Annotated in this window: 20 protein-coding genes; 11 read left to right on the top strand and 9 right to left on the bottom strand. The window is 68.6% G+C overall.

Going from position 1 to position 21,032, the window contains the following annotated elements:
- Nucleotides 1-178 precede the first annotated feature (178 nt).
- From ACLBWJ_RS01680 to ACLBWJ_RS01665, 4 genes are all read left to right on the top strand, one after another.
- A complete protein-coding gene (locus tag ACLBWJ_RS01680) occupies nucleotides 179-763 on the top strand; it encodes an ATP-dependent Clp protease proteolytic subunit (protein ID WP_023950833.1) in 585 nt (194 codons plus the stop codon).
- A 23-nt stretch (nucleotides 764-786) separates the two neighbouring features.
- A complete protein-coding gene (locus ACLBWJ_RS01675; RefSeq protein WP_023950830.1) occupies nucleotides 787-1,452 on the top strand; it encodes an ATP-dependent Clp protease proteolytic subunit in 666 nt (221 codons plus the stop codon).
- Nucleotides 1,453-1,623: 171 nt separating this feature from the next.
- Nucleotides 1,624-2,892 carry an ATP-dependent Clp protease ATP-binding subunit ClpX gene (gene clpX / locus ACLBWJ_RS01670; RefSeq protein WP_269266251.1) on the top strand — a complete coding sequence of 423 codons (1,269 nt, stop codon included), beginning with the start codon at nucleotides 1,624-1,626 and terminating at the stop codon, nucleotides 2,890-2,892.
- A gap of 54 nt (nucleotides 2,893-2,946) precedes the next feature.
- Nucleotides 2,947-3,561, top strand: coding sequence for a dihydrofolate reductase family protein (locus tag ACLBWJ_RS01665; protein WP_447659625.1), 615 nt, complete (start codon nucleotides 2,947-2,949; stop codon nucleotides 3,559-3,561).
- Here the strand turns inward: ACLBWJ_RS01665 and ACLBWJ_RS01660 are convergent.
- Entirely contained in the window at nucleotides 3,558-5,600 is a 2,043-nt protein-coding gene (locus tag ACLBWJ_RS01660) for a M3 family metallopeptidase (protein ID WP_447659624.1), read from the bottom strand. The two genes, ACLBWJ_RS01665 and ACLBWJ_RS01660, sit on opposite strands and share 4 nt — an antisense overlap.
- Nucleotides 5,601-5,669: 69 nt before the next feature.
- On the opposite strand from ACLBWJ_RS01660, the gene ACLBWJ_RS01655 reads away from it, so the two are divergent.
- Both ACLBWJ_RS01655 and ACLBWJ_RS01650 read left to right on the top strand, forming a co-directional pair.
- Nucleotides 5,670-6,293 (top strand): helix-turn-helix domain-containing protein, encoded by a 624-nt coding sequence (locus tag ACLBWJ_RS01655; RefSeq protein ID WP_447659623.1) that lies wholly within the window; start codon nucleotides 5,670-5,672, stop codon nucleotides 6,291-6,293.
- 2 nt (nucleotides 6,294-6,295) lie between these two features.
- Nucleotides 6,296-7,615, top strand: a complete 1,320-nt coding sequence (locus ACLBWJ_RS01650; protein ID WP_439117173.1) for an MFS transporter — start codon at nucleotides 6,296-6,298, stop codon at nucleotides 7,613-7,615.
- A gap of 19 nt (nucleotides 7,616-7,634) precedes the next feature.
- On the opposite strand, the gene ACLBWJ_RS01645 is transcribed toward ACLBWJ_RS01650, so the two are convergent.
- From ACLBWJ_RS01645 to ACLBWJ_RS01625, 5 genes are all read right to left on the bottom strand, one after another.
- Nucleotides 7,635-7,868, bottom strand: coding sequence for a hypothetical protein (locus ACLBWJ_RS01645; protein ID WP_112614684.1), 234 nt, complete (start codon nucleotides 7,866-7,868; stop codon nucleotides 7,635-7,637).
- Between the two features lies 1 nt (nucleotide 7,869).
- The gene (gene valS / locus ACLBWJ_RS01640) at nucleotides 7,870-10,449 is read right to left on the bottom strand and encodes a valine--tRNA ligase (RefSeq protein WP_447659622.1); all 2,580 of its coding nucleotides are present in this window, start codon (nucleotides 10,447-10,449) and stop codon (nucleotides 7,870-7,872) included.
- A gap of 72 nt (nucleotides 10,450-10,521) precedes the next feature.
- Nucleotides 10,522-11,343 carry a MetQ/NlpA family ABC transporter substrate-binding protein gene (locus ACLBWJ_RS01635; protein WP_323987661.1) on the bottom strand — a complete coding sequence of 274 codons (822 nt, stop codon included), beginning with the start codon at nucleotides 11,341-11,343 and terminating at the stop codon, nucleotides 10,522-10,524.
- A gap of 32 nt (nucleotides 11,344-11,375) precedes the next feature.
- Nucleotides 11,376-12,047 (bottom strand): methionine ABC transporter permease, encoded by a 672-nt coding sequence (locus ACLBWJ_RS01630; RefSeq protein ID WP_447659621.1) that lies wholly within the window; start codon nucleotides 12,045-12,047, stop codon nucleotides 11,376-11,378.
- Nucleotides 12,044-12,805 carry a methionine ABC transporter ATP-binding protein gene (locus ACLBWJ_RS01625; RefSeq protein ID WP_447659620.1) on the bottom strand — a complete coding sequence of 254 codons (762 nt, stop codon included), beginning with the start codon at nucleotides 12,803-12,805 and terminating at the stop codon, nucleotides 12,044-12,046. The genes ACLBWJ_RS01630 and ACLBWJ_RS01625 overlap by 4 nt, the downstream gene beginning before the upstream one ends.
- A gap of 45 nt (nucleotides 12,806-12,850) precedes the next feature.
- On the opposite strand from ACLBWJ_RS01625, the gene ACLBWJ_RS01620 reads away from it, so the two are divergent.
- Entirely contained in the window at nucleotides 12,851-13,267 is a 417-nt protein-coding gene (locus ACLBWJ_RS01620) for an OsmC family protein (RefSeq protein ID WP_447659619.1), read from the top strand.
- A gap of 10 nt (nucleotides 13,268-13,277) precedes the next feature.
- Here the strand turns inward: ACLBWJ_RS01620 and ACLBWJ_RS01615 are convergent, their stop codons facing one another.
- Complete coding sequence (locus ACLBWJ_RS01615) at nucleotides 13,278-13,784, bottom strand: GNAT family N-acetyltransferase (RefSeq protein ID WP_269266241.1); 507 nt, start codon at nucleotides 13,782-13,784, stop codon at nucleotides 13,278-13,280.
- Nucleotides 13,781-14,464 (bottom strand): hypothetical protein, encoded by a 684-nt coding sequence (locus ACLBWJ_RS01610; RefSeq protein ID WP_447659618.1) that lies wholly within the window; start codon nucleotides 14,462-14,464, stop codon nucleotides 13,781-13,783. The genes ACLBWJ_RS01615 and ACLBWJ_RS01610 overlap by 4 nt, the downstream gene beginning before the upstream one ends.
- A gap of 212 nt (nucleotides 14,465-14,676) precedes the next feature.
- Here ACLBWJ_RS01610 and ileS point away from each other — a divergent pair, with 212 nt between their 5' ends.
- The 4 genes from ileS to ndk are packed head-to-tail and all read left to right on the top strand — an operon-like array spanning nucleotide 14,677 to nucleotide 20,210.
- Nucleotides 14,677-18,054: an isoleucine--tRNA ligase gene (gene ileS / locus ACLBWJ_RS01605; RefSeq protein WP_447659617.1), complete on the top strand. Its 3,378-nt coding sequence runs from the start codon at nucleotides 14,677-14,679 to the stop codon at nucleotides 18,052-18,054.
- Nucleotides 18,051-19,403, top strand: coding sequence for a bifunctional folylpolyglutamate synthase/dihydrofolate synthase (locus ACLBWJ_RS01600; RefSeq protein WP_274177865.1), 1,353 nt, complete (start codon nucleotides 18,051-18,053; stop codon nucleotides 19,401-19,403). The genes ileS and ACLBWJ_RS01600 overlap by 4 nt, the downstream gene beginning before the upstream one ends.
- Nucleotides 19,391-19,792, top strand: a complete 402-nt coding sequence (locus tag ACLBWJ_RS01595; RefSeq protein WP_114589473.1) for a DUF4233 domain-containing protein — start codon at nucleotides 19,391-19,393, stop codon at nucleotides 19,790-19,792. Before ACLBWJ_RS01600 ends, ACLBWJ_RS01595 begins: the two co-directional genes overlap by 13 nt.
- A 1-nt stretch (nucleotide 19,793) precedes the next feature.
- Nucleotides 19,794-20,210, top strand: coding sequence for a nucleoside-diphosphate kinase (gene ndk / locus ACLBWJ_RS01590; protein WP_447659616.1), 417 nt, complete (start codon nucleotides 19,794-19,796; stop codon nucleotides 20,208-20,210).
- A 62-nt stretch (nucleotides 20,211-20,272) separates the two neighbouring features.
- Here the strand turns inward: ndk and ACLBWJ_RS01585 are convergent, their stop codons facing one another.
- Nucleotides 20,273-20,872 (bottom strand): vitamin K epoxide reductase family protein, encoded by a 600-nt coding sequence (locus ACLBWJ_RS01585; protein ID WP_114589475.1) that lies wholly within the window; start codon nucleotides 20,870-20,872, stop codon nucleotides 20,273-20,275.
- Nucleotides 20,873-21,032 lie beyond the last annotated feature (160 nt).

The following is a 21,032-nucleotide window of genomic DNA, read 5'->3' as shown; positions in this document are numbered from 1 at the left end:
GTCGCCCGACCGGCAGAAGGGGCGGATGCTGCGGCATCCGCCCCTTCTGCTCTGCCCGACAGATGCTCCGCATCAGGGACGGCGGTGACACGGGCTATGCCCACGGCGAACACGGTCAGGCGCATGCGGCGGCGTCGGTAGATTCGACACGTCACGAAACTTCGGATCAGGAGCACACATGGCTGACCCCCTCATCGCAACAAGCGTCTTCGACAGACTGCTCAAGGACCGCATCATCTGGCTCGGGTCGGAGGTGCGCGACGAGAACGCGAACGAGATCTGCGCGAAGATCCTCCTGCTCGCCGCCGAGGACTCCGAGAAGGACATCTACCTCTACATCAACTCGCCGGGCGGCTCGATCACGGCCGGAATGGCGATCTACGACACGATGCAGTTCGTTCCGAACGACATCGTCACCGTCGGCATCGGCATGGCCGCGTCCATGGGGCAGCTGCTCCTGACCGCCGGCACGAAGGGCAAGCGCTACATCACGCCCAACGCCCGGGTTCTGCTGCACCAGCCGCACGGCGGGTTCGGCGGCACGGCCAGCGACATCCAGACGCAGGCGCAGCTGATCCTCGACATGAAGCGTCGTCTCGCCGAGATCACCGCGGCCCAGACCGGCAAGTCCGTCGAGCAGATCAACGCCGATGGCGACCGCGACCGGTGGTTCACCGCTCAGGAGGCGCTCGAGTACGGCTTCGTGGACCACATCCGCGAGTCGGCCACCGACGTCGTCGGCGGCGGCGGCACCGAGAACTGATCGACCGAAGGAGAAAGACAACGATGAACACACCCGCCTTCGGCCTTCCCCACGGTGCGGCGATGCCCTCGAGCCGGTACATCCTGCCGCAGTTCGAGGAGCGTACCGCCTACGGCTACAAGCGCCAGGACCCGTACAACAAGCTGTTCGAGGACCGCGTCATCTTCCTCGGCGTCCAGGTCGACGACGCATCGGCTGATGACGTGATGGCTCAGCTGCTCGTGCTCGAGTCGCAGGACCCGGACCGCGACATCATCATGTACATCAACTCGCCCGGTGGATCGTTCACCGCCATGACCGCGATCTACGACACCATGCAGTACGTGTCGCCCCAGATTCAGACGGTGGTGCTGGGTCAGGCGGCTTCGGCCGCGTCCGTGCTGCTCGCCGCCGGCGCCCCGGGCAAGCGTCTTGCGCTTCCGAACGCCCGCATCCTCATCCACCAGCCCGCCGTCGGCGAGGCCGGTCACGGTCAGGCCTCGGACATCGAGATCCAGGCGGCCGAGATCCTGCGCATGCGCACGTGGCTCGAGGAGACCATGGCGCGCCACACCAACCGCACGCAGGAGCAGGTCAATAAGGACATCGACCGCGACAAGATCCTCTCGGCACACGAGGCGATGGAGTACGGCATCGTCGACCAGGTGCTGACGTCGCGCAAACGGACCCCCGCCGCGATCACCTCCTGAGCGAGGCGAGTTCGCAGCGTATGGCCCCGGCGACGAGCCGGGGCCATACGCGTCATGGGGGCGGTTCGACTCGAAGGGCTCGCAAATCCGCGGGGATGTCTGCGGGAGAGGTTAGGCTCGGAGCACCACGTTCTCAGGTGAGCGATGGTTTCCGGCATCCAGGAGGGGTACATGGCTCGCATCGGTGAGAGTGCCGACCTGTTCAAGTGCTCGTTCTGCGGAAAGAGTCAGAAGCAGGTCCAGCAGCTGATCGCAGGACCCGGCGTCTACATCTGCGACGAGTGCGTCGAGCTGTGCAACGAGATCATCGAAGAGCGCATGGCCGAGTCGGGCGACGAGTCGGTCGCCGAGTTCGACCTCCCCAAGCCGCGCGAGATCTTCTCCTTCCTCGAGGAGTACGTCGTCGGGCAGGACCCGGCGAAGCGTGCGCTCTCGGTCGCGGTCTACAACCACTACAAGCGCGTGCGGGCACACTCGACCCTCCAACCCGCCGAACAGCGCGCCGACGACGTCGAGATCGCCAAGAGCAACATCCTGCTGCTCGGTCCCACCGGCTGTGGCAAGACGTACCTGGCGCAGACGCTCGCGAAACGCCTCAACGTGCCTTTCGCCGTCGCCGATGCGACCGCGCTCACCGAGGCGGGCTATGTCGGTGAGGATGTCGAGAACATCCTGCTCAAGCTTCTGCAGGCGGCGGACTTCGACGTCAAGCGTGCGGAGACCGGCATCATCTACATCGACGAGGTCGACAAGATCGCACGCAAGGCGGAGAACCCCTCGATCACGCGCGACGTGTCGGGCGAGGGCGTGCAGCAGGCTCTGCTGAAGATCCTGGAGGGGACGGTGGCGTCGGTTCCGCCGCAGGGTGGACGCAAGCACCCGCACCAGGAGTTCATCCAGATCGACACGACCAACGTGCTGTTCATCGTCGCGGGCGCGTTCGCCGGCCTCGAGGAGATCATCTCGTCCCGTGTCGGCAAGCACGGCGTGGGCTTCGGCGCCCCGTTGCAGGAGAAGGACAAGGAACTCGACCTCTTCCGCGAGGTCGAGCCGGAAGACCTGCACAAGTTCGGTCTCATCCCCGAGTTCATCGGCCGTCTCCCCGTCGTCACGTCTGTCGCGCCGCTCGACCAGAAGGCGCTCATCGAGATCCTCACCGGTCCGAAGAACGCCTTCGTCAAGCAGTACCAGCGCATGTTCGAACTCGACGGCGTAGAGCTCGAGTTCGAAGACGAGGCGCTGCGCGCGATCGCCGATCTCGCCGTGGCGCGCAAGACCGGTGCCCGCGGCCTGCGCGCCATCCTCGAAGACGTTCTCGGCCCCATCATGTTCGAGATCCCGTCGGCCGACGATGTCGACAAGGTGATCGTGACCCGGGCCGCCGTCGATGACGGCGCTCCGCCCACGCTCGTCCTGCGGCAGAAGCGCAAGAGCGCCTGACGACCGAGCCGCGACGCCTGCGGAGGTGTCCGAGGTCCCGGTTAACCTGCCGATATGGGACGCATCATCTTCGACACGGCGAGCTCGCTCGATGGCTTCATCGCCGACGGCGCGAACTCGCTCTCCTGGCTGTTCGCGGTCGACGGTGGCGACGAGCCCGACGCGAGTCTGCTCCCGGAGAACGCGGGCGTGCTCGTCGAGGGGTCCACGACCTACGAGTGGGTACTCGCCGAGTCCGACCTCCTCGCCCATCCTGAGCGATGGCAGGAGTTCCACGGCGATCGGCCGACCTTCGTGTTCACGACACGCGAGCTTCCGCGTCCGGCGGGCGCAGACGTCAGATTCGTGTCCGGGCCCGTGTCCGATGCGCTTGCGCATATCCGAGAGGCCGCTGCGGGGCACGATGTGTGGGTCGTCGGCGGTGGCGACCTGGCCGGTCAGTTCCTCGACGCCGGTGCGCTCGACCAGATCGCGGTCTCCATTGCGCCCGTGACGTTGGGTGGGGGAGCGCCCCTGCTTCCGCGTCGCATCGAGTCGGACCGGCTCGCGTTGCGCTCAGCAGAACGGGTGGGGGCGTTCGCGCGCCTGGTCTACGACGTGATCCCCGTCGGTGGGCGCGACGCGCGAAGCGCTCCCACCGACGGACTCCTCGCCGCAGACGCGACCTAGGCGCTCAGCCCGCGGCGTGCGAGCAACGGCTCGATGCGCGCGTCACGGCCCCGGAAGTCACGGTATGCCTCGAGCGGATCCTTCGAACCGCCGACGCCGAGGAGGCGCTGACGGAAGCGATCCCCGTTCGAGCGGGTCAGCCCACCGTTCTCCTCGAACCATTCGACGGTGTCGGCGTCGAGAACCTCGCTCCAGATGTAGGAGTAGTACCCGGCGCTGTAACCACCCGAGAAGATGTGTGCGAAGTATGCGGACGAATAGCGTGTCGGTACAGCGGGGTCGTCGAGTCCGATGTCGGCGAGGGCTGCGGCTTCGAAGGCTGCGACGTCGGTGACAGCTGCTGCCTCGTCCGCGCTGAGCGAATGCCAGGCGAGGTCCAGCCATGCGGCGGCGAGATACTCGCTCGTGGCGAACCCCTGGTTGAAGGCCCCCGAGGCTTCGAGGCGCTCGACGACGTCCGAGGCGAGCGGCTCACCGGTGTCGACGTGGCGGGCGTAGTTCGCCAGCACCTCGGGTCGGTAGATCCACATCTCGTTGACCTGGCTGGGAAACTCGACGAAGTCGCGGAAAACGTTGGTTCCGGCGAAGGTCGGGTAGGTGACCGTGGCGAACAAGCCGTGCAGCGCGTGCCCGAACTCGTGGAAGAGTGTCGTCACCTCGTCGAGCGTCAGCAACGTCGGCGTGCCCGGGGAGGGCTTCGGGACGTTCAGGTTGTTCACGACGATCGGAGTCGCCCCGCGTAGCGCTGACTGGGAGGCGATGGAGTTCATCCATGCGCCGCCGCGCTTGGTGTCGCGCGTGTAGAGGTCGAGCACGAACAGTCCGAGGTGGGAGCCGTCCTCGTTCGAGACTTCGAACACGCGCGCGTCCTCGTGGTACGCAGGCAGGTCATCGCGCTCACGGAACGTGATGCCGTAGAGACGTGTCGCCGCGAAGAAGACGCCGTCGCGCAGCACTCGTTCGGCCTCGAACCAGGGGCGCAGCGCGGGCGTGTCGATGTCGAGCGTGCTCGCGCGCACGCGCTCGGTTGCGAATGCCCAATCCTCCGGACCGACCTCGGCGCCGTCCACGACCTCCTGCAGGGCCAGCTTCTCGCGCTGTGCGTTGCGCGCAGCAGGAGCGGCGAGCCGGCGCAGCAGCGTGGATACCGCTTCCGGGTTGCCAGCCGTCTGGTCGGAAGTGACGTAGGCCGCGTGCGAGGGAAAGCCGAGCAGTTCCGCGCGCTCGGCACGGAGGCGGACGATTTCGAGCAGCACGGGCCGGTTGTCGTGGCGGCCGGGGCGGGAGCCGCGAGCGCGCGAGGCCTCGAGGATGCGGCGACGGGACCGCGGGTCCGTGAGCGAGGCGAGCGCCGGGTGGCCCGTGAACAGCGTCAAGGTGATGACGTAAGCCCCCGGTCGCCCGCGATCGGCAGCCGCGCGCGCGGCGGCGGAGATCTCACCCTCGCTCAGCCCGTCGAGCTCCTCCCGCGACTCGAACACTACGGCCAGATCGTTCGTGTCGGCGAGGAGGTTCTTCTCGAAGGTCGTCGTGAGAACGGACAGTCGGCTGTTGAGCTCGGTCAGTCGCTCCTTAGCGCTGCTGTCGAGCCCGGCGCCGGCGTGGGTCATCTGGACGAACCGCCGCTCCAGCAGGTAGCGCTGCTCGGCCGTGAGTCCGAGATCATCGCGGCTCGCGTGCAGGCGCTCGATCCGGTCGTACAGGCGGGGATCGAGGAGGATCGCGTCGGAGTGCGCAGACATCAGCGGGGCGAGCTCTTCGTCGACGGCCTGCACCGCGGGAGTGGCGTCCGCAGAGCTGACCGTGTAGAAGACGCGCGCTACGTCGCCCAGGAGCCGGCCGCTCTCTTCCCATGCCACGACCGTGTTCTCGAACGTCGGAGGCTCGGTGCTGCCGGCGATCGCGTCGATCTCGCGCCGCTGCTGAGCGAAGGCCTCGCGGAAGGCGGGCAGGTAGTCATTGACGTCGATCTCGCGGTAGTCGGGGAGGCCCCACGCGAGTGACGAGGCGGTGAGAAGGGAATTCGAAGATGCCGACATGGCACAAGCCTACGATGTGTTCCAAAGACTATGTTGCAAAGCGGTGCTTGCAAAGCTATCTTTGGACCCATGACCGAAGACAACGCCGAGAAGCGGACGCCTCGCGACATCCGCACGCTCGACTCGGGCGCGCTCCGTGCCCTCGCTCACCCCGTGCGCGTGCGTCTCTACGACATCCTGAGTCAGCAAGGCCCTCAGACGGCCAGCTCGCTCGCGGCGATGACGGGGGAGTCGTCCGGTTCGACGAGCTACCACCTGCGCGCTCTCGCGAAGCACGATCTCATTCGCGAGATCCCCGATCGGGGCACGGCGCGCGAGCGATGGTGGGAACGGCCCACCGGCGGCGTGTCGTTCCCGGGTGCGGACACGATGCGGACGCCGGCGGGCCGCGCCGCGACCCAGGTCGTCATGGGCGAGTTCCTCGATCGTCGACACGAGCAGCTCATGCGCTTCGTGGAGAGCACGTTGCGCGACGAACTCGACCCATGGGCCGAGAACGCGCTCATCACCTCGGCCACCGTCTCGCTGACGGTCGAGCAGCTCCGCGAGGTCAACGCGCGTATCCAAAGAGTCATCGACGACGTCGTCGACGAGTACCGCGTCGACCCGGACCCCGGCCCGGGTTCGTCCTCCGAACGCCGCATCGTCTCGCTGCGCGCCGAGGCGTTTCCGATCACGACAGAGAGCGACTGACGATGACCAGCGTGACCGTCTCCCGGATCCGCCCACCCGAGTCCGGGCGCCCCCGTCCGCTCGGGCGCGATTTCTCGCGACTGTGGACCGCCGCCGCGTTCAGCAACCTCGCGGACGGCCTGGGCCGCACGGCGGTGCCCCTGATCGCCACGACACTCACGCGCGACCCGCTGCTGATCTCGTTGCTCGGCGCGGCCGCCTTCCTCCCGTGGCTCGTTTTCGGGGTGCCTGCCGGCGTCATCGTCGATCGGTTCGACCGGCGCCGTGTCATGGCGTTGGCGAACAGCGTGCGCGGCGCGGCCGCGGTCGGTCTGGCCGTGCTCACGGTCACGGGCAGTCTCGACATCGTGTGGCTGCTCGTGGGCACGCTCGTCTTCGGCTTCGGCGAGACCCTGTTCGACAACGCGACCAACGCGATCATTCCGAGCGTCGTCGAGCGGGATCAGCTCGATCGGGCCAACGGGCGCATCCAGGCCGCGCAGATCACCATCGACAGCTTCGTAGCGCAGCCCGTCGCCGGCGTTCTCTTCGCCGTCTCGCTCGCACTACCGCTGTGGCTCGGCGCCGCGGGTTACCTGGTGCCGATCGCGCTGGCGCTCCTTCTCCCGCTGGCCGCGGCGCGTTCACGGGCTTCGGACGTCATCGGCGCGGATCAGGGCGACGTCGTCGCCGGCGCCGTCCCCGAGCCCCTGCCGGCAGCACCGGACGTCGCCGTTCCCGCCGGGGAAGCGTTGCGCTACCTCTGGCGCCATCGGTTCCTGCGTGCCCTGGTCGTGTTCACGTCGGTCGTCGGCTGCGCCTTCGCTTTCGCGCAGGCTCCGACGCTGCTCTACTTCCTCGATGTCCACGGGGTACCCGAGTTCGCCATCGGGTTCGTCACGGCGGGTGTCGGGGTCGGTGCGCTCGCGGGCTCACTCCTCGCTGCGCGCATGGTCGCCCGCTGGGGCCGAGGCAACGTCATGTGGGGCGCGAACCTCGCCGCCGCAGCGTGCATGGTCGCCGTCGGGTTCGCCCCCGGAATCGTCGTCGCGGTCGTCGCCTACGCGGGCATGGCGTTCGCGGTGTCGGTGTGGAATGTCCCGTGGGGTGCGCTGCGGCAGCAGATCATCCCGCCGGCGCTGTTCGGGCGCACTCTGGGCATCATCCGGACGCTCACCTGGGGACTCTTCCCCGTGGCGACGATCCTGGGCGGCCTGGTCGCGTCGATCGACCTGCGGCTGCCGTTCATCGCTGCGGGCGCTGTCTGCCTCACCGCGACGGCCGCGTGCACGCGCCTCATCCGCTCCGCGTCCGCGCAAAGCTCTCCCGCCGCGTCGGAGTGAGCGGCGGGAGAGCGGGGCGTCAGAACTCGTCGTCGTCGATCTGACCGACGACCGGTTCACCGGCGGCGTCGAGCGAGACCACGACACCGGTCTCGAGCTCGGCCACGGGGCGTCCCTCGAGCCAGGTCAGAGTCCACTTCGGACGCGGATCTGCGTCGAGCCCGCCGTCGACCGCGCGAACCCGGTCGCGGAAAGCGGCCGGCAGCGAGACGGGCGGCTCATCGCCACTGGTCCACCGCGTTCCCAAACGCATCTCACGCCTCCTGAGGCGCGAGCTCGACGCGCTCCACGACCAGGTCGCCGTCACCGTCGAGGAGCTCGAGCTCGGCGATGCGTCCGACCGCCTTCAGGTCGCCCTCCGCGCGGCGCAGTCGCTCGATCGTCGCGGCATCCGCGCGCAGCGTCAGTACCGAGACGGGGGTCTTCTGCGAGGCCTTGGCTTCCGTCTTCGCCCGGCGGATGCCGATGAGCGCGGCGCTGGCCGCGGTGAGAACGGCCGGGTCGCCGTCGATGCCGCTCGCTTCCGGCCACGGCGCGGTGTGCACGGAGCCCTCCTCGAACCACGACCATGCCTCCTCTGCGGCGAAGGCGAGCACCGGGGCGAGCAGACGCAGCAGCGACGACAGCGCGAGTCGCAGTGCCAGCGCCGCCGACGCCTGACCCGCGTCGGAGCGGTCGTACGCGCGCTCCTTGACGAGCTCGAGGTAGTCGTCGCAGAAGGTCCAGAAGAACGCTTCCGTGATCTCGAGCGCGCGAGCGTGGTCGTAGGCCTCGAACGCCCGCGTGGCATCGACGATCACACGGTCGAGCGTTGCGAGCATGGCGGCGTCGAGGTCGTGGGTCACCGCCGCGCCCTCGGGCACGGGGAACGACAGCACGAACTTCGCGGCGTTCAGCACCTTGATGGCGAGACGGCGGCCGATCTTCACCTGCGTGGGGTTCTGCGGATCGAACGCGGCGTCGGAACCGAGGCGACTCGACGCGGCCCAGTAGCGGACCGCATCCGTGCCGTGCTGGGCGAGGATGTCGGCGGGGGTGACGACGTTTCCCTTCGACTTCGACATCTTCTTGCGGTCGGGGTCGACGATGAAGCCGGAGATCGCGGCATCCGACCACGGTGCGCGGCCGTCTTCGAGAGCGCTGCGGAGCATCGTGGAGAACAGCCAGGTGCGGATGATGTCCTGCCCCTGCGGCCGCAGATCGAACGGCGCGACGAGCTGCCACAGCTCCTCGTCGCGCTGCCACCCGCCCGCGAGCTGCGGGGTCAGCGACGACGTCGCCCAAGTGTCGAAGATGTCGCGCTCGGCGTCGAATCCGCCGGGCACGCCGCGCTGCTCGGCGGTGTATCCCGGAGGGACATCGGTGGTCGGGTCGATCGGGAGCTGGGCGGCATCGGGGGTGATGACGCGCTCGTAATCGCGTTCGCCGTTCTCATCGAGGCCGTACCAGATCGGGATCGGTACGCCGAAGAAGCGCTGACGGGAGACGAGCCAGTCGCCGGTGAGACCGTTGGTCCAGTTCTCGTAGCGCACCCGCATGAAGTCGGGGTGCCACGACATCTCCTGACCGAGCGAGATGAGGCGCGCCCGGAACTCTTCGTCGCGGGCACCGTTGCGCAGGTACCACTGACGGGTCGAGACGATCTCGAGCGGGCGATCGCCCTTCTCGAAGAACTTCACCGGGTGGCTGAAGGGCTTCGACACCTCGAGCAGCTCGCCCGATTCCTGCAGCAGCTCGACCACGCGCTTCTTGGCGCTGAAGACGGTCTTGCCCGCCAGCTCGGCGTAGGCCGCGCGTGCGCCATCCGTGACGATGACGTCAGGCGCCTCGGCCACGATGCGACCGTCGTGGCCGAGGATCGTGCGGTTGGGCAGGTCGAGCTCGCGCCACCAGATGATGTCGGTGACGTCGCCGAACGTGCAGATCATCGCGATTCCCGAGCCCTTGTCGGGCTGAGCGAGGTGATGGGCGAGGACCGGCACCTCGACGTCGAAGAGCGGCGTGCGGACGGTCTTGCCGAAGTAGGGCTGGTAGCGCTCGTCATCGGGGTTCGCCACGAGGGCGACACACGCCGGAAGCAGTTCGGGCCGCGTCGTCTCGATGTGGATGTCGCCGCTGCCGTCGGTCTTGTGGAACGCGATGCGGTGATACGACGCCTGCTGCTCGCGATCCTCGAGCTCGGCCTGCGCGATGGCGGAGCGGAAGTCGATGTCCCACAGCGTGGGGGCCAGTGCCTGGTAGGCCTCGCCGCGCTCGAGGTTGCGCAGGAACGCGAGCTGGCTGGTGCGGATGGTCTCGTCCGAGATCGTCCGGTACGTCTGGGTCCAGTCGACGGAGAGCCCGAGCTGACGGAAGAGCGACTCGAACTGCTTCTCGTCCTCGATCGTCAGCTTCTCGCACAGCTCGATGAAGTTGCGACGGCTGATGGGCACCTGGTCGGCGGCACGGCTCGACTTGTTGTCGCCGCCCTCGAACGGCGGGACGAACGACTCGTCGTAGGGGAGAGTCGGGTCGCAGCGCACGCCGTAGTAGTTCTGGACGCGGCGCTCGGTGGGCAGGCCGTTGTCGTCCCAGCCCATCGGGTAGAAGACGCTCTTCCCGCGCATGCGCTCGAATCGCACCTTGAGGTCGGTGTGGGTGAACGAGAAGACGTGGCCGATGTGCAGCGACCCGGATGCCGTCGGGGGAGGCGTGTCGACGGAGAAGACGCCGCCGCGGCCGGTCTTCGCGGCACGCGCGCGGTCGAACAGGTAGGTGCCCTGCTCGGCCCACGCGGCGCCCCACTTCTGCTCGAGGCCTTCCAGAGCGGGCTTCTCGGGAATGTGCGCTGTCATGGGAACTCCTCGACGATATGTGCGGCACTGTGTGAGCGTGCCTGAGTGTGCGTCGTCCGAGTCTACCGGGGGTCAGAAGGCGGCTTCGATGGTCTCGTTGCCGTCGATGACCTTTCGCACCTCGTCGCTCGTGAACGCGTCGATGAGTGCCTTCGTGGCAGGGGAATCCGCCTCAGCCGAGGGGACCACGAGCTGAAGCGCGAAGCGGTCGTCGAGTTCGGTGAGCAGGCCGTCGTCCTGCGGCGTGAGGCCGAGCGCGGCGATGTGCGACGGCCACTGGAAGACCAGGTCGGCCTCGTCGTACGCCGTGTTCAACTGGTTGATCTCCAGCGACAGGAACTGAAGGTTCTTCGGGTTCTCCGCGACGTCGTCGAGGGTCGCTGTGTACGGGTCGATGCCGGGGGCGAGGTCGATGATGTCGGCGTCGGCCAGCAGCTTGAGCGCACGCGCGGTGTTCGACGAGTCGTTCGGGATGGCGACCGTGGCACCGTCGGGGAGCTGGCCGATGTCGGTCAGCGTCTTCGAGTAGAAGGCGATGACGAAGTTGTAGACGGGTTGGACCGCCTCGAGCGATGCCCCGTTCTTCTCGTTGAACTCCGTCATATACGGCTCGTGCTGCGAGAAGTTCGCGTCGATGTCGCCGGCAGCGAGCATGTTGTTGATCGTGACGTAGTCCGACACCGGAACGAGCTCGATCTCGTACCCGTCGGCGATCGCGGCTCCGGCGGCCTCGACGATGTCCGTCGCGGGGGCGGTCACCGCGCCCACGCGGAGCGTCGTGACCCCGGAATCCGTGTCTCCGGGCGAGCCGGCGCAGCCGGCGAGGAGTCCGGCGACCGCGAAGGTGGCGATGGCCGCCGAGGCGATGCGGGTGCGAAGGGTGCGAACGGGCATGGGTTCTCCTTGTGAGAGCGGGTGGACGAGGGTCAACGGTGATCGAGTCGGATCGACAGGCGGTGACCGGCCGACTGGATGACCAGCACGACGACGAGGATGACGGCGATCGTGAAGTACATCAGCGGATAGTCGTACTCCTGGTAGCCGTAGCGCAGCGCGAAGTCGCCGATGCCGCCACCGCCGACCACACCGAGCACGGTGGAATACGACAGCAGACTGATCGTCGCCGAGGTCAGCGCGTAGACGAGGCCGGGAACGGCCTCGGGAAGCAGGAAGCGCCGGATCGTCTGAGGCAGGGTCGCTCCCATCGTGCGCGCGACCCGGGGGATGCCCGGGCTGATCTCGCGCAGAATCTGCTCGACGAGTCGTGCGTAGATCGCGACCGCGACGAAGCAGAGCGAGAACGTCGCCGCAGGAGTGCCGAATGTCGTCCCGTAGGCGAGACGTGTCACCGGCACGAGGAACACGACCAGGAGGAGAAACGGGAAGGAGCGCACGACGTTGATGAAGAGGTTTCCGATCCACCACACGAACCGGTTCGGCGCAGCGCCGCCCCGCCGCGTCAGGTACACGAGCATCCCGAGGGGGAGCCCGAGGGCCACCGCTGCGGCCAGCGAGACGAGGAGCATGTATCCGGTCTCGCCGAGCGCCTCGAGCAGGTCTCCGCCGCGGCGCTCGAGTGATTCGACCAGGCCGGTCATGCGCCCAGCTCCCGCCGGGCGCGGTCGAGGTAGCTCTCCCGGCCCAGATCCGATCCGGGTTCGACGTGCAGGATGTCGCGCAGACGCCCGTCCTCGAACAGCGCGACGCGGTCGCAGACGCGCCGCACGACGGCGAGATCGTGCGTCACGACGACCACTGTCGTTCCGAACCGGTCCCGGGCCTCGCGGAGGAGCGCGAGGACGCCGTCGGTCGTGGTGGCGTCGAGCGAGGAGGTCGGCTCGTCGCAGAGCAGGACCTCGGGCCGGCCCACGAGCGCGCGGGCGATCCCCACGCGCTGACGCTGACCGCCGCTGAGCTCAGACGGGTACGCATCCTCGCGACCACCGAGACCGACGAAACGCAGCGTCTCGTCGGCCGCGGCGCGTCGCTCATTCACACTCAGGCGGTCCCGGCGGTCGCGCAGTTCGAGGGCGAGCAGGACGTTTTGACGGACGGTGCGATTCGCCAGCAGGTGCACACCCTGGAAGACCACGCCGATCCGCCGGCGCAGATCCCGCAGCGCTGTCCGGCTGAGACCGGTCGGGTCCTGATCGAGCACCCTCACGGTTCCTGCGGTCGCGCTGATCTCGCCGGTGAGCAGAGCCAGGAGAGTGCTCTTGCCGGCACCGCTCTCGCCGATGACTCCGAAGATCTCGCGCGGAGAAACAGCGAGATCGACGCCGGTGAGAGCGCGGGTCCCGCCGGGGTAGGTGACGCTCACGCCGCTGAGGGCGATCGGCGCGTCGGTCGGTGGCACGGGGCATCCCCTAATAGTTGGACGACGTTCAACTATAGTCGAACCATGGTCACCCGGTACCGCACCTCTGCTTTCAACGACGACGGCGGCACGGGGGTCAGCCGCGTTCCGGACGGCCTGAAGGTCGCCGTGTCGAATCCATTGCAGCCGGGCCATGACACCGCCGCGAGCAATCCCGAGCAGCTCCTCGCGCTGGCCTGGTCGACGTGCCTGAACGCGACGGCGCAGGCGATCGTGGCGGGCCGCCACCGCACGAAGGCGCGGGTCGAGGTCGAGCTGCGCGACGCCGAGGGGCGCACGGGGTACGAGTTCCTCGTGACGGCCTTCATCTCCGGCGAGGGGCTGGATGCCTCCGAGGCGGCGGAACTCGCCGCCGCAGCGCACGATCGCTGCCCGATCTCGCGCCTGTTGCGGGAATCGCCGCTCGCCGAGGTACGCGGCGAGGCCTGGTCGGCGTCCTGACGAGGCGCCGTCAGCGATCGACGGCGAATCCGAGGTGGGGCATGTCCACGCCTCGGTAGTGCACCATGAACCGGCGGCGAACGGTCATGCCGAGGCGGATGGCGACGTTCATGGATGCGATGTTGGTGTCGCGGACCTTGGCCCAGATGGCCGGAGCACCGAGCTCGCGGAATCCCCAGTCGCGCGCGGCGGCGGCGGCCTCGGTCGCGTAACCGCGGTGCCAGTGCGCCCGCTGGAAGAGGTAGCCGACCTCGAGCACCTCTTCGTCGCCGACGAACTGCCGCGTGATGCCGCACTGCCCGATCATGCCGGCCCCAGGGAGGTCGACGGCCCAGAGGCCGAACCCGTCCTCCTCGTAGCGACGAAGATTGCGCGCGAGCCACCGCGCGCTCTCGTCGTCGTCGAACGCCCCCTCGTAGGCGGTCATCGCGATGGGGTCGGTCAGTATCTCGCGGAGCGGGTCCAGATCGTCCTCGGTCATCAGCCGGAGGACCAGACGTTCGGTGCGGGCGATCATCGGCTCGGCTCCTCGGCGGACGCCTCATCGCGCACGTCCCGTCCGAGCGCAGCGGCGAACGCGGGGGCATGCACTTCGATCTGCCGACGCGATGCAGTGGCGCCGGTCAGCGCCCGGATGTCCGTGAAGGCGAGTGCTTCCAGGCCGCGGAGGTCGAGATCTGTGCTCGAGAGCGCACGGGAGTCGAACTCGTCGACCGTCGTGTCGACGAAACGGACCCGCTCGAGCATCGCGCCCGGGGCGTCGAGCGTTCCGATGCGGCAGTCGACGATGAGCACGTCGCGCAACGTCGCGGCGGGCACCGAGAGGTAGTCGATCCGGATGCCGCGGAGGATGACGCCGTCCCAGCGGGCACGCTGGGCGTCGAGGGTGCCGATCCGCCCACCGCTGAGGGTCACGGTGCGCCAGCTGCCGTCGCCCGAGCGGAATTCGGCCGTCGCGAGGTCGCGGATGGCCACGTCGGCGAGCACCGCGCCCGTGAGATCGAGCCGGTCGGGGGACCCGGCCTCGACGGCGCTCTCGCTCAGCCGTGCGTGGGCGCCGTCGACCGCCTCGCCGCCGAGTGCTATCGACGTCTCGACGAGATCGCCGTGTCTAGTGAGGACTCCGGGCTCGAGGTGACGCGGCAGGTCGGGTTCGCTCACCCGAGGGGGCGTGGGACGGGTACGAGGGCGGGCCATACGTTCAGCGTATGCCGACGGTATGATGGGCTCATCAGCACCGATCCGGCCATCACCGGGGAGCTCTCGGAAGAACGGCGGTCATCCGCCCAGTAGAACCGAGCGGGGCAGGCCCGTCACAGCCGCTGGGAGAGTGGCCCTCCGGGGCAAGCGGGGTGGTACCGCGGTCGCACGATCGTCCTCGCAGGAAGTCCGACCCTGCGAGAGAAGCCATGACCTATCCGAAGTCCTCTGCTTTCGGCCCCGCCGCCGACAGCGTCGTTCCGAGCCCCCGCTTCCCCGACGTCGAGCGCGACGTGCTGGCGTTCTGGGAGCGCGACGACACCTTCCGCAGCTCCATCGCGCGGCGCGAGGGGGCGCCCGAGTGGGTCTTCTACGACGGCCCTCCGTTCGCGAACGGGCTCCCGCATTACGGCCATCTGCTCACCGGGTACGCGAAGGATGTCTTCCCTCGCTTCCAGACCATGCGCGGTAAGAAGGTCGACCGCGTCTTCGGCTGGGACACCCACGGCCTCCCGGCTGAGCTCGAAGCGATGAAGCAGCTCGGGATCACCGAGAAGAGCGAGATCGAGGCGATGGGCATCGCCGCCTTCAACGACAAGGCGCGCTCATCCGTCCTCGAGTACACGCGCGAGTGGGAGGACTACGTCACCCGGCAGGCGCGGTGGGTCGACTTCGAACGCGGGTACAAGACGCTCGACACGGGCTTCATGGAGTCGGTGCTCTGGGCGTTCAAGGAGCTGTGGGACAAGGACCTCGCCTATGAGGGGCATCGCGTGCTGCCCTACTGCTGGCGCGACGAGACGCCCCTGTCGAACCACGAGCTGCGCATGGACGACGACGTCTACAAGATGCGCCAGGATCCGTCGGTGACCGTCACCTTCCCGCTCGTCGGGGCGAAGGCCGAGTCCCTCGGGCTCACCGGTGTGCGCGCTCTCGCGTGGACGACGACCCCGTGGACGCTGCCCACGAACCTCGCTCTCGCCGTCGGCCCCGACATCCGCTATGTCGTGCTGCCCGGCGGGCCGGCCGGCGCCGCCGACGTTCATGAGGACCGTGTCGAGGCCGACGCCCACCGCTACCTCCTCGCCGAAGACCTCCTCGCGGGCTACGCGAAGGACCTCGGGTACGGCGACGTCGACGAGGCGCGCGCCGCGATCGAGCGGACCGTTCTCGGCAGCGAGCTCTCGGACGTGCAGTACGACCGGCTCTTCGACTACTACGCGGACACCGACACCTGGGGAACGGGTTCCGCGTGGCGGGTGCTCGTCGACGACTACGTCACCACCACCGACGGCACCGGCATCGTCCACCAGGCCCCGGCCTACGGTGAGGACGACCAGCGCGTGACCGGCGCAGCCGGCATCCCGCTCATCATGAGCCTCGACGACGGCGGGCGCTTCCTCCCGCAGGTCACCGACGTCGCGGGGGAGTTGTGGATGGACGCCAACCGCCCGCTCATCCGCCTCCTGAAGGCCGAGGGCCGTCTCCTTCGCGAGGCGAGCTACGAGCACTCCTACCCGCACTGCTGGCGCTGCCGCAATCCGCTCATCTACAAGGCGGTGTCGAGCTGGTTCGTGCGGGTCACGGCGATCAAGGACCGCCTGCTCGAACTCAACGAGCAGATCACGTGGGCACCCGAGAACGTCAAGCACGGGCAGTTCGGCAAGTGGCTCGAGGGCGCGCGCGACTGGTCCATCAGCCGCAACCGCTTCTGGGGCTCGCCGATCCCGGTCTGGAAGAGCGACGACCCCGAGTACCCGCGAACCGACGTGTACGGCTCGCTCGCCGACATCGAACGCGACTTCGGTCGCCTACCGCGCAACGAGGCGGGCGAGGTCGACCTGCACCGGCCGTTCATCGATGACCTCACGCGTCCGAACCCCGACGACCCCACGGGCCGCTCGACGATGCGCCGCATCGAGGACGTCTTCGACGTATGGTTCGACTCCGGGTCGATGCCGTACGCGCAGGTGCACTACCCCTTCGAGAACCGGGAGTGGTTCGACGAGCACGCGCCGGCCGACTTCATCGTGGAGTACATCGGACAGACCCGCGGCTGGTTCTACGTCATGCACGTGCTCTCGGGTGCGCTGTTCGACCGGCCGGCGTTCTCGGGCGTCGCCTGCCACGGCATCGTGCTGGGCAGCGACGGTCAGAAGATGTCGAAGTCGCTGCGGAACTACCCGGACGTGTCCGAGGTCTTCGATCGCGACGGTTCCGACGCGATGCGGTGGTTCCTGATGGGCTCGTCGGTGCTCCGCGGCGGCAACCTCGTCGTCACCGAAGAGGGCATCCGGGCGGGCGTGCGGGAGTTCCTGCTTCCGCTGTGGAACACCTGGTACTTCTTCGCCACCTATGCCAACGCGGCCGGCGGTGAGGGCGGGGCCGGGTACGAGGCGCGGCGGCGGACCGACTCCACGAACGTGCTCGACCGCTACATCCTGGCGCTGACCGGCGACCTGGTGCGCGATGTCGCAGCCGACCTGGAGGCCCTCGACTCCACGATGGCCGCCGCCAAGCTGCGCGACTTCGCCGAAGCGCTCACGAACTGGTACATCCGCCGCTCCCGCGATCGCTTCTGGGTGGGCGTCGTGCCCGGCGACGATTCCTCGACGGAGGCGTTCGACACCCTCTACACGGTGCTCGAGACGCTGACCCGGGTCGCGGCGCCGCTTCTGCCCCTCGTGAGCGAGCGCGTCTGGCAGGGCCTCACCGGCGGACGGAGCGTTCACCTGAAGGACTGGCCGGACGCGGACGAGTTCGCGCCCGCAGCCGACATCCGTTCGGCTATGGACGCCGTCCGCGAGGTCTCATCGGTGGCCAACGCTTTGCGCAAGAAGGAGGGCAAGCGCGTGCGCCTGCCGCTGCCTCAGCTCACGGTTGCGATGAGTGACGCGGCGTCGCTGGAGCAGTTCGCCGACATCCTCCGCGACGAGCTCAACGTGAAGGATGTCGCTGTGGCCGAGCTTTCGGACGACCTCGCGGCCTCGTATGGCATCAGCCAGCGTCTCTCGGTCAATGCGCGCGTGGCCGGTCCACGACTGGGCAAGCAGGTGCAGCACGTCATCGCGGGTGCCCGGGCGGGCCTGTGGAGCGAGCAGGACGGTGTCGTGACCGTCGACGGCGTCGCGCTCGAGCCCGGCGAGTACGACCTGACCCTCGAAGCGGGAGGGGTGGCGGAAGGCACCGCGATCGCACTGCTGTCGGGCGGCGGGTTCGTCCTGCTCGACACCACCACGACCCCGGAGCTCGAGGCCGAGGGCATGGCGCGCGACGTGATCCGCGCGGTGCAGGACACCCGGAAGGCCGCCGGCTTCGAAGTCAGTGACCGCATCCGGCTGATGCTGACCTTCGATTCCGACGAGGACGCCGCTGCTGTCGCATCGGCGTTCGATGCCGCCGATGTGGCGGGCGAGACGCTGGCGCGCGAATGGGTGGTGCGCTCACGCACCTCGACCGTCGCCGAGTCTGCGGAGTCCGTCGCCGCGACCGAGCCCGACTTCGAGGCCGTGGTCGCGGCCAAGACCTACGCCAACAGGGGAGACCTCGCCGTGAGCGTCACCCGGCTGACAGGAGAGACCGCATGACCGATCAGGCCCGCGCCGACGCCGTGTACACGGCGCTGCTGCAGCGTCAGGGGGAGCAGTGGGTGCAGCCCCGCGTCGAGCGGACACGACGCGTTCTCGAACTGCTGGACGACCCGCAGCGCACCTACCGCGTCGTGCACGTGACGGGAACGAACGGCAAGACGTCGACGAGCCGGATGATCGAGAGCCTCGTGCGCGCGCACGGGCTGCGCACCGGGCTCTTCACCAGCCCGCACCTCGAGCGCTTCACCGAGCGCATCCTGATCGACGGCGAGCCGATCGCCGACGCCGCGGTCGCCGACGCGTGGGACGAGATCGCTCCCTTCGTCGACCTCGTGGACGCTGAGCTGGATGCGGCGGGTGACGCTCCTCTGACGTTCTTCGAGCTGCTCACCGTCCTCGCCTTCGTCGCGTTCTCCGACGCGCCCGTCGATGTCGCGGTCATCGAGGTGGGCATGGGCGGATCGTGGGACTCGACCAACACCGCCGACGGGGACGTCGCCGTCATCGGCCCCGTCGCGCTCGACCACGCCGACCGCCTCGGCGAGACCATCGCCGAGATCGCCGCGGTCAAGGCGGGCATCATCAAGCCCGGCGCGGCGGTCGTCTCGGCCGTGCAGACACCCGAGGCGGCCGAGCAGATCCGAGCGCGCGCCGCGGAGGCGGCCGCCACCGTCGGGTTCGCCGGTGAGGAGTTCGGTCTGACCGCGCACAGCCTCGCCGTCGGCGGACAGCAGATCAGTGTTCGGGGGCGCGCCGGGGAGTATCCCGAGCTCTACCTGCCGCTTTACGGCTCTCACCAAGCCGAGAACGCCGCCCTCGCGGTCGCCGCGGTCGAAGCTCTCATCGGCGCCGAGGACCAGGCACTCCACGCGGAGGTCGTCGCGGACGGACTGGGCGCTGTCACCTCCCCGGGTCGTCTGCAGCTGCTCGGGATCAGCCCGACCGTGCTCGTCGACAGTGCACATAATCCCCACGGGGCAGCGGCACTCGCGGCGGCGCTGCGCGAGTCGTTCGACTTCGACGAGTGGGGCGTCGTGCTCGGTGTTCTGGGAGACAAGGACGCCGCGGGGATCGTCGAGGCCCTGGCACCGGTCGCCGCGCACGTGTTCGCGACCTCACCGGACTCGGAGCGCGCGTCGGAGCCGACCCTCGTCGCCGATCTTGCCGAGGAGCGCGGACTCGGGGTCACCGAGCACCGCGACCTCGTCGAAGCGGCCGAGGCTGCGCGCGAGTGGGCCGCGGCTGCGGAACGGCGCGCGGTGATCATCGCCGGTTCGGTCGTACTCGCGGGCGAAGCGATCGCCCTCGCCGCCGCAGAGGACTGGAAGTCGGGATGGCAGGCGTGAGACGGCCTCGCGAGCGCCGACGTCGCGGTGCCGCGGAGTCGCTCGGATCGGTCGTCCTCGGTTTCGAATCCATCGTGGTCTTCCTCGGCGGACTGACCGTCTACGGACTCGGTGCGCTGCCGGAGGGCGTCGCCGACTGGTGGGGAGTGGTCGCCGGGGCGGTCCTCGCCGTGGCGATGATCGTTACCTCAGGGCTGCTGCGGCACCGGTGGGGCATCCTCTTGGGCTGGCTGCTGCAGGTGGTCCTGGCTCTCGGGGTGTTCCTCGTGCCGGCGCTCGGGATCGTCGCGCTGGTTTTCGGCGGCATGTACGCGTATGCGACCATCAAGGGGGCTGCTCTCGACCGGCGGAACGCCGCCCTCGCAGCCGACGAATCGAACGGAGACTGACATGCCCACCGAAGAGACCCTCGTCCTCGTCAAGCCCGACGGCGTGGCCCGCGGCCTCACCGGCGCGATCCTCGCCCGCATCGAGGCGAAGGGCTACGCGCTCGTCGACATCCGGCTCGTCGAACCCGACCGGGAGGTGCTCGCGAAGCACTACGAGGAGCACGCCGGCAAGCCGTTCTACGAGCCGTTGCTCGAGTTCATGCAGAGCGGCCCGTCGGTCGCCATCCGCTTGGCCGGCAATCGCGTCATCGAGGGCTTCCGCTCGCTCGCCGGAACGACCGACCCCACCACAGCCGCGCCCGGCACGATCCGGGGCGATTTCGGACGCGACTGGGGCCTGGCCGTGCAGCAGAACCTCGTCCACGGCTCCGACAGCCCCGAGTCCGCCGCGCGCGAGCTCGAGATCTGGTTCGGCTGACCGACTCTGCGAAAGACGCCCGCCGGCCGACGTCACGACGTCGATCGGCGGGCGTCGTCGTCTCAGAGGAAGCCGATCCAGTCGAGCCGGATCTGTGCGATCACGGCGATGGCGACGTAGCTGAGCACGGCGAGGAGCGGCACCCAGCCGGTCAGGGTGGCGGCGATCGCTCGGCCTCGACGCGGCAGCGGCACGACACCCGACCTGAGCAGGTGCAGGGTGACGGCGTAGAAGCTCGGGATGGTCACGAACCAGGTGACCATGCACCAGGGGCAGAGCGTTCCGAGAACGAAGATGCTTTGCGAGATCAGCCACACCACGAAGCCGAACGCGAACGCCATGCCCGCCCAGAACAGCAGCCAGAACCACCGGGCGAAGCGTGCGCCCGCGAGGATCGCGGCGCCCACGACGATCGGCGCGACCCAGCCGGTGAGCCCCAGCAGCGGGTTGGGGAAGCCGAAGACCGAACCCTGGGCAGAGGTCAGGTTCGCCCCGCACTGCACGACGAGGTTGAAGTCGCATGATGCCGTGGCCGTGGCGTCCTCGAGCAGGTGGAGCCGCTCTGTCGTCAGCGCGAACGCTGCGATCCATCCGATGACGCCCGCGATCATCAGCCAGACGGCGAGTGCGACAGGGCGGGCGTGGCTACGGGGTGCGGACATGACCGCGATTATCCCATCGGCATCGATGACCCCGCCGTGAGCATCGGCCCCGTGTCCCACGAAGCGACGCGCGTAGTGCGATAATGGATGCCGATGCTCGTCTGCAGCCGCGCTGCGACAGGACATCACGAGAGACTTCGGGCAATGGCTGCCCACGCAG

This window comes from Microbacterium sp. M4A5_1d, from assembly GCF_053345465.1.
Note: the sequence above shows the minus strand (reverse complement) of the source record. Positions and strands in the feature narration are given on the sequence as shown.

What these genes read in the sequence shown, in the direction of transcription:
- ACLBWJ_RS01680 (WP_023950833.1), top strand. Translation starts at nt 179, where the DNA reads ATGGCTGACCCCCTCATCGCAACAAGCGTCTTCGACAGACTGCTCAAG.
- ACLBWJ_RS01675 (WP_023950830.1), top strand. Translation starts at nt 787, where the DNA reads ATGAACACACCCGCCTTCGGCCTTCCCCACGGTGCGGCGATGCCCTCG.
- clpX (WP_269266251.1), top strand. Translation starts at nt 1,624, where the DNA reads ATGGCTCGCATCGGTGAGAGTGCCGACCTGTTCAAGTGCTCGTTCTGC.
- ACLBWJ_RS01665 (WP_447659625.1), top strand. Translation starts at nt 2,947, where the DNA reads ATGGGACGCATCATCTTCGACACGGCGAGCTCGCTCGATGGCTTCATC.
- ACLBWJ_RS01660 (WP_447659624.1), bottom strand. Translation starts at nt 5,600, where the DNA reads ATGTCGGCATCTTCGAATTCCCTTCTCACCGCCTCGTCACTCGCGTGG.
- ACLBWJ_RS01655 (WP_447659623.1), top strand. Translation starts at nt 5,670, where the DNA reads ATGACCGAAGACAACGCCGAGAAGCGGACGCCTCGCGACATCCGCACG.
- ACLBWJ_RS01650 (WP_439117173.1), top strand. Translation starts at nt 6,296, where the DNA reads ATGACCAGCGTGACCGTCTCCCGGATCCGCCCACCCGAGTCCGGGCGC.
- ACLBWJ_RS01645 (WP_112614684.1), bottom strand. Translation starts at nt 7,868, where the DNA reads ATGCGTTTGGGAACGCGGTGGACCAGTGGCGATGAGCCGCCCGTCTCG.
- valS (WP_447659622.1), bottom strand. Translation starts at nt 10,449, where the DNA reads ATGACAGCGCACATTCCCGAGAAGCCCGCTCTGGAAGGCCTCGAGCAG.
- ACLBWJ_RS01635 (WP_323987661.1), bottom strand. Translation starts at nt 11,343, where the DNA reads ATGCCCGTTCGCACCCTTCGCACCCGCATCGCCTCGGCGGCCATCGCC.
- ACLBWJ_RS01630 (WP_447659621.1), bottom strand. Translation starts at nt 12,047, where the DNA reads ATGACCGGCCTGGTCGAATCACTCGAGCGCCGCGGCGGAGACCTGCTC.
- ACLBWJ_RS01620 (WP_447659619.1), top strand. Translation starts at nt 12,851, where the DNA reads ATGGTCACCCGGTACCGCACCTCTGCTTTCAACGACGACGGCGGCACG.
- ACLBWJ_RS01615 (WP_269266241.1), bottom strand. Translation starts at nt 13,784, where the DNA reads ATGATCGCCCGCACCGAACGTCTGGTCCTCCGGCTGATGACCGAGGAC.
- ACLBWJ_RS01610 (WP_447659618.1), bottom strand. Translation starts at nt 14,464, where the DNA reads ATGGCCCGCCCTCGTACCCGTCCCACGCCCCCTCGGGTGAGCGAACCC.
- ileS (WP_447659617.1), top strand. Translation starts at nt 14,677, where the DNA reads ATGACCTATCCGAAGTCCTCTGCTTTCGGCCCCGCCGCCGACAGCGTC.
- ACLBWJ_RS01600 (WP_274177865.1), top strand. Translation starts at nt 18,051, where the DNA reads ATGACCGATCAGGCCCGCGCCGACGCCGTGTACACGGCGCTGCTGCAG.
- ACLBWJ_RS01595 (WP_114589473.1), top strand. Translation starts at nt 19,391, where the DNA reads ATGGCAGGCGTGAGACGGCCTCGCGAGCGCCGACGTCGCGGTGCCGCG.
- ndk (WP_447659616.1), top strand. Translation starts at nt 19,794, where the DNA reads ATGCCCACCGAAGAGACCCTCGTCCTCGTCAAGCCCGACGGCGTGGCC.
- ACLBWJ_RS01585 (WP_114589475.1), bottom strand. Translation starts at nt 20,872, where the DNA reads ATGTCCGCACCCCGTAGCCACGCCCGCCCTGTCGCACTCGCCGTCTGG.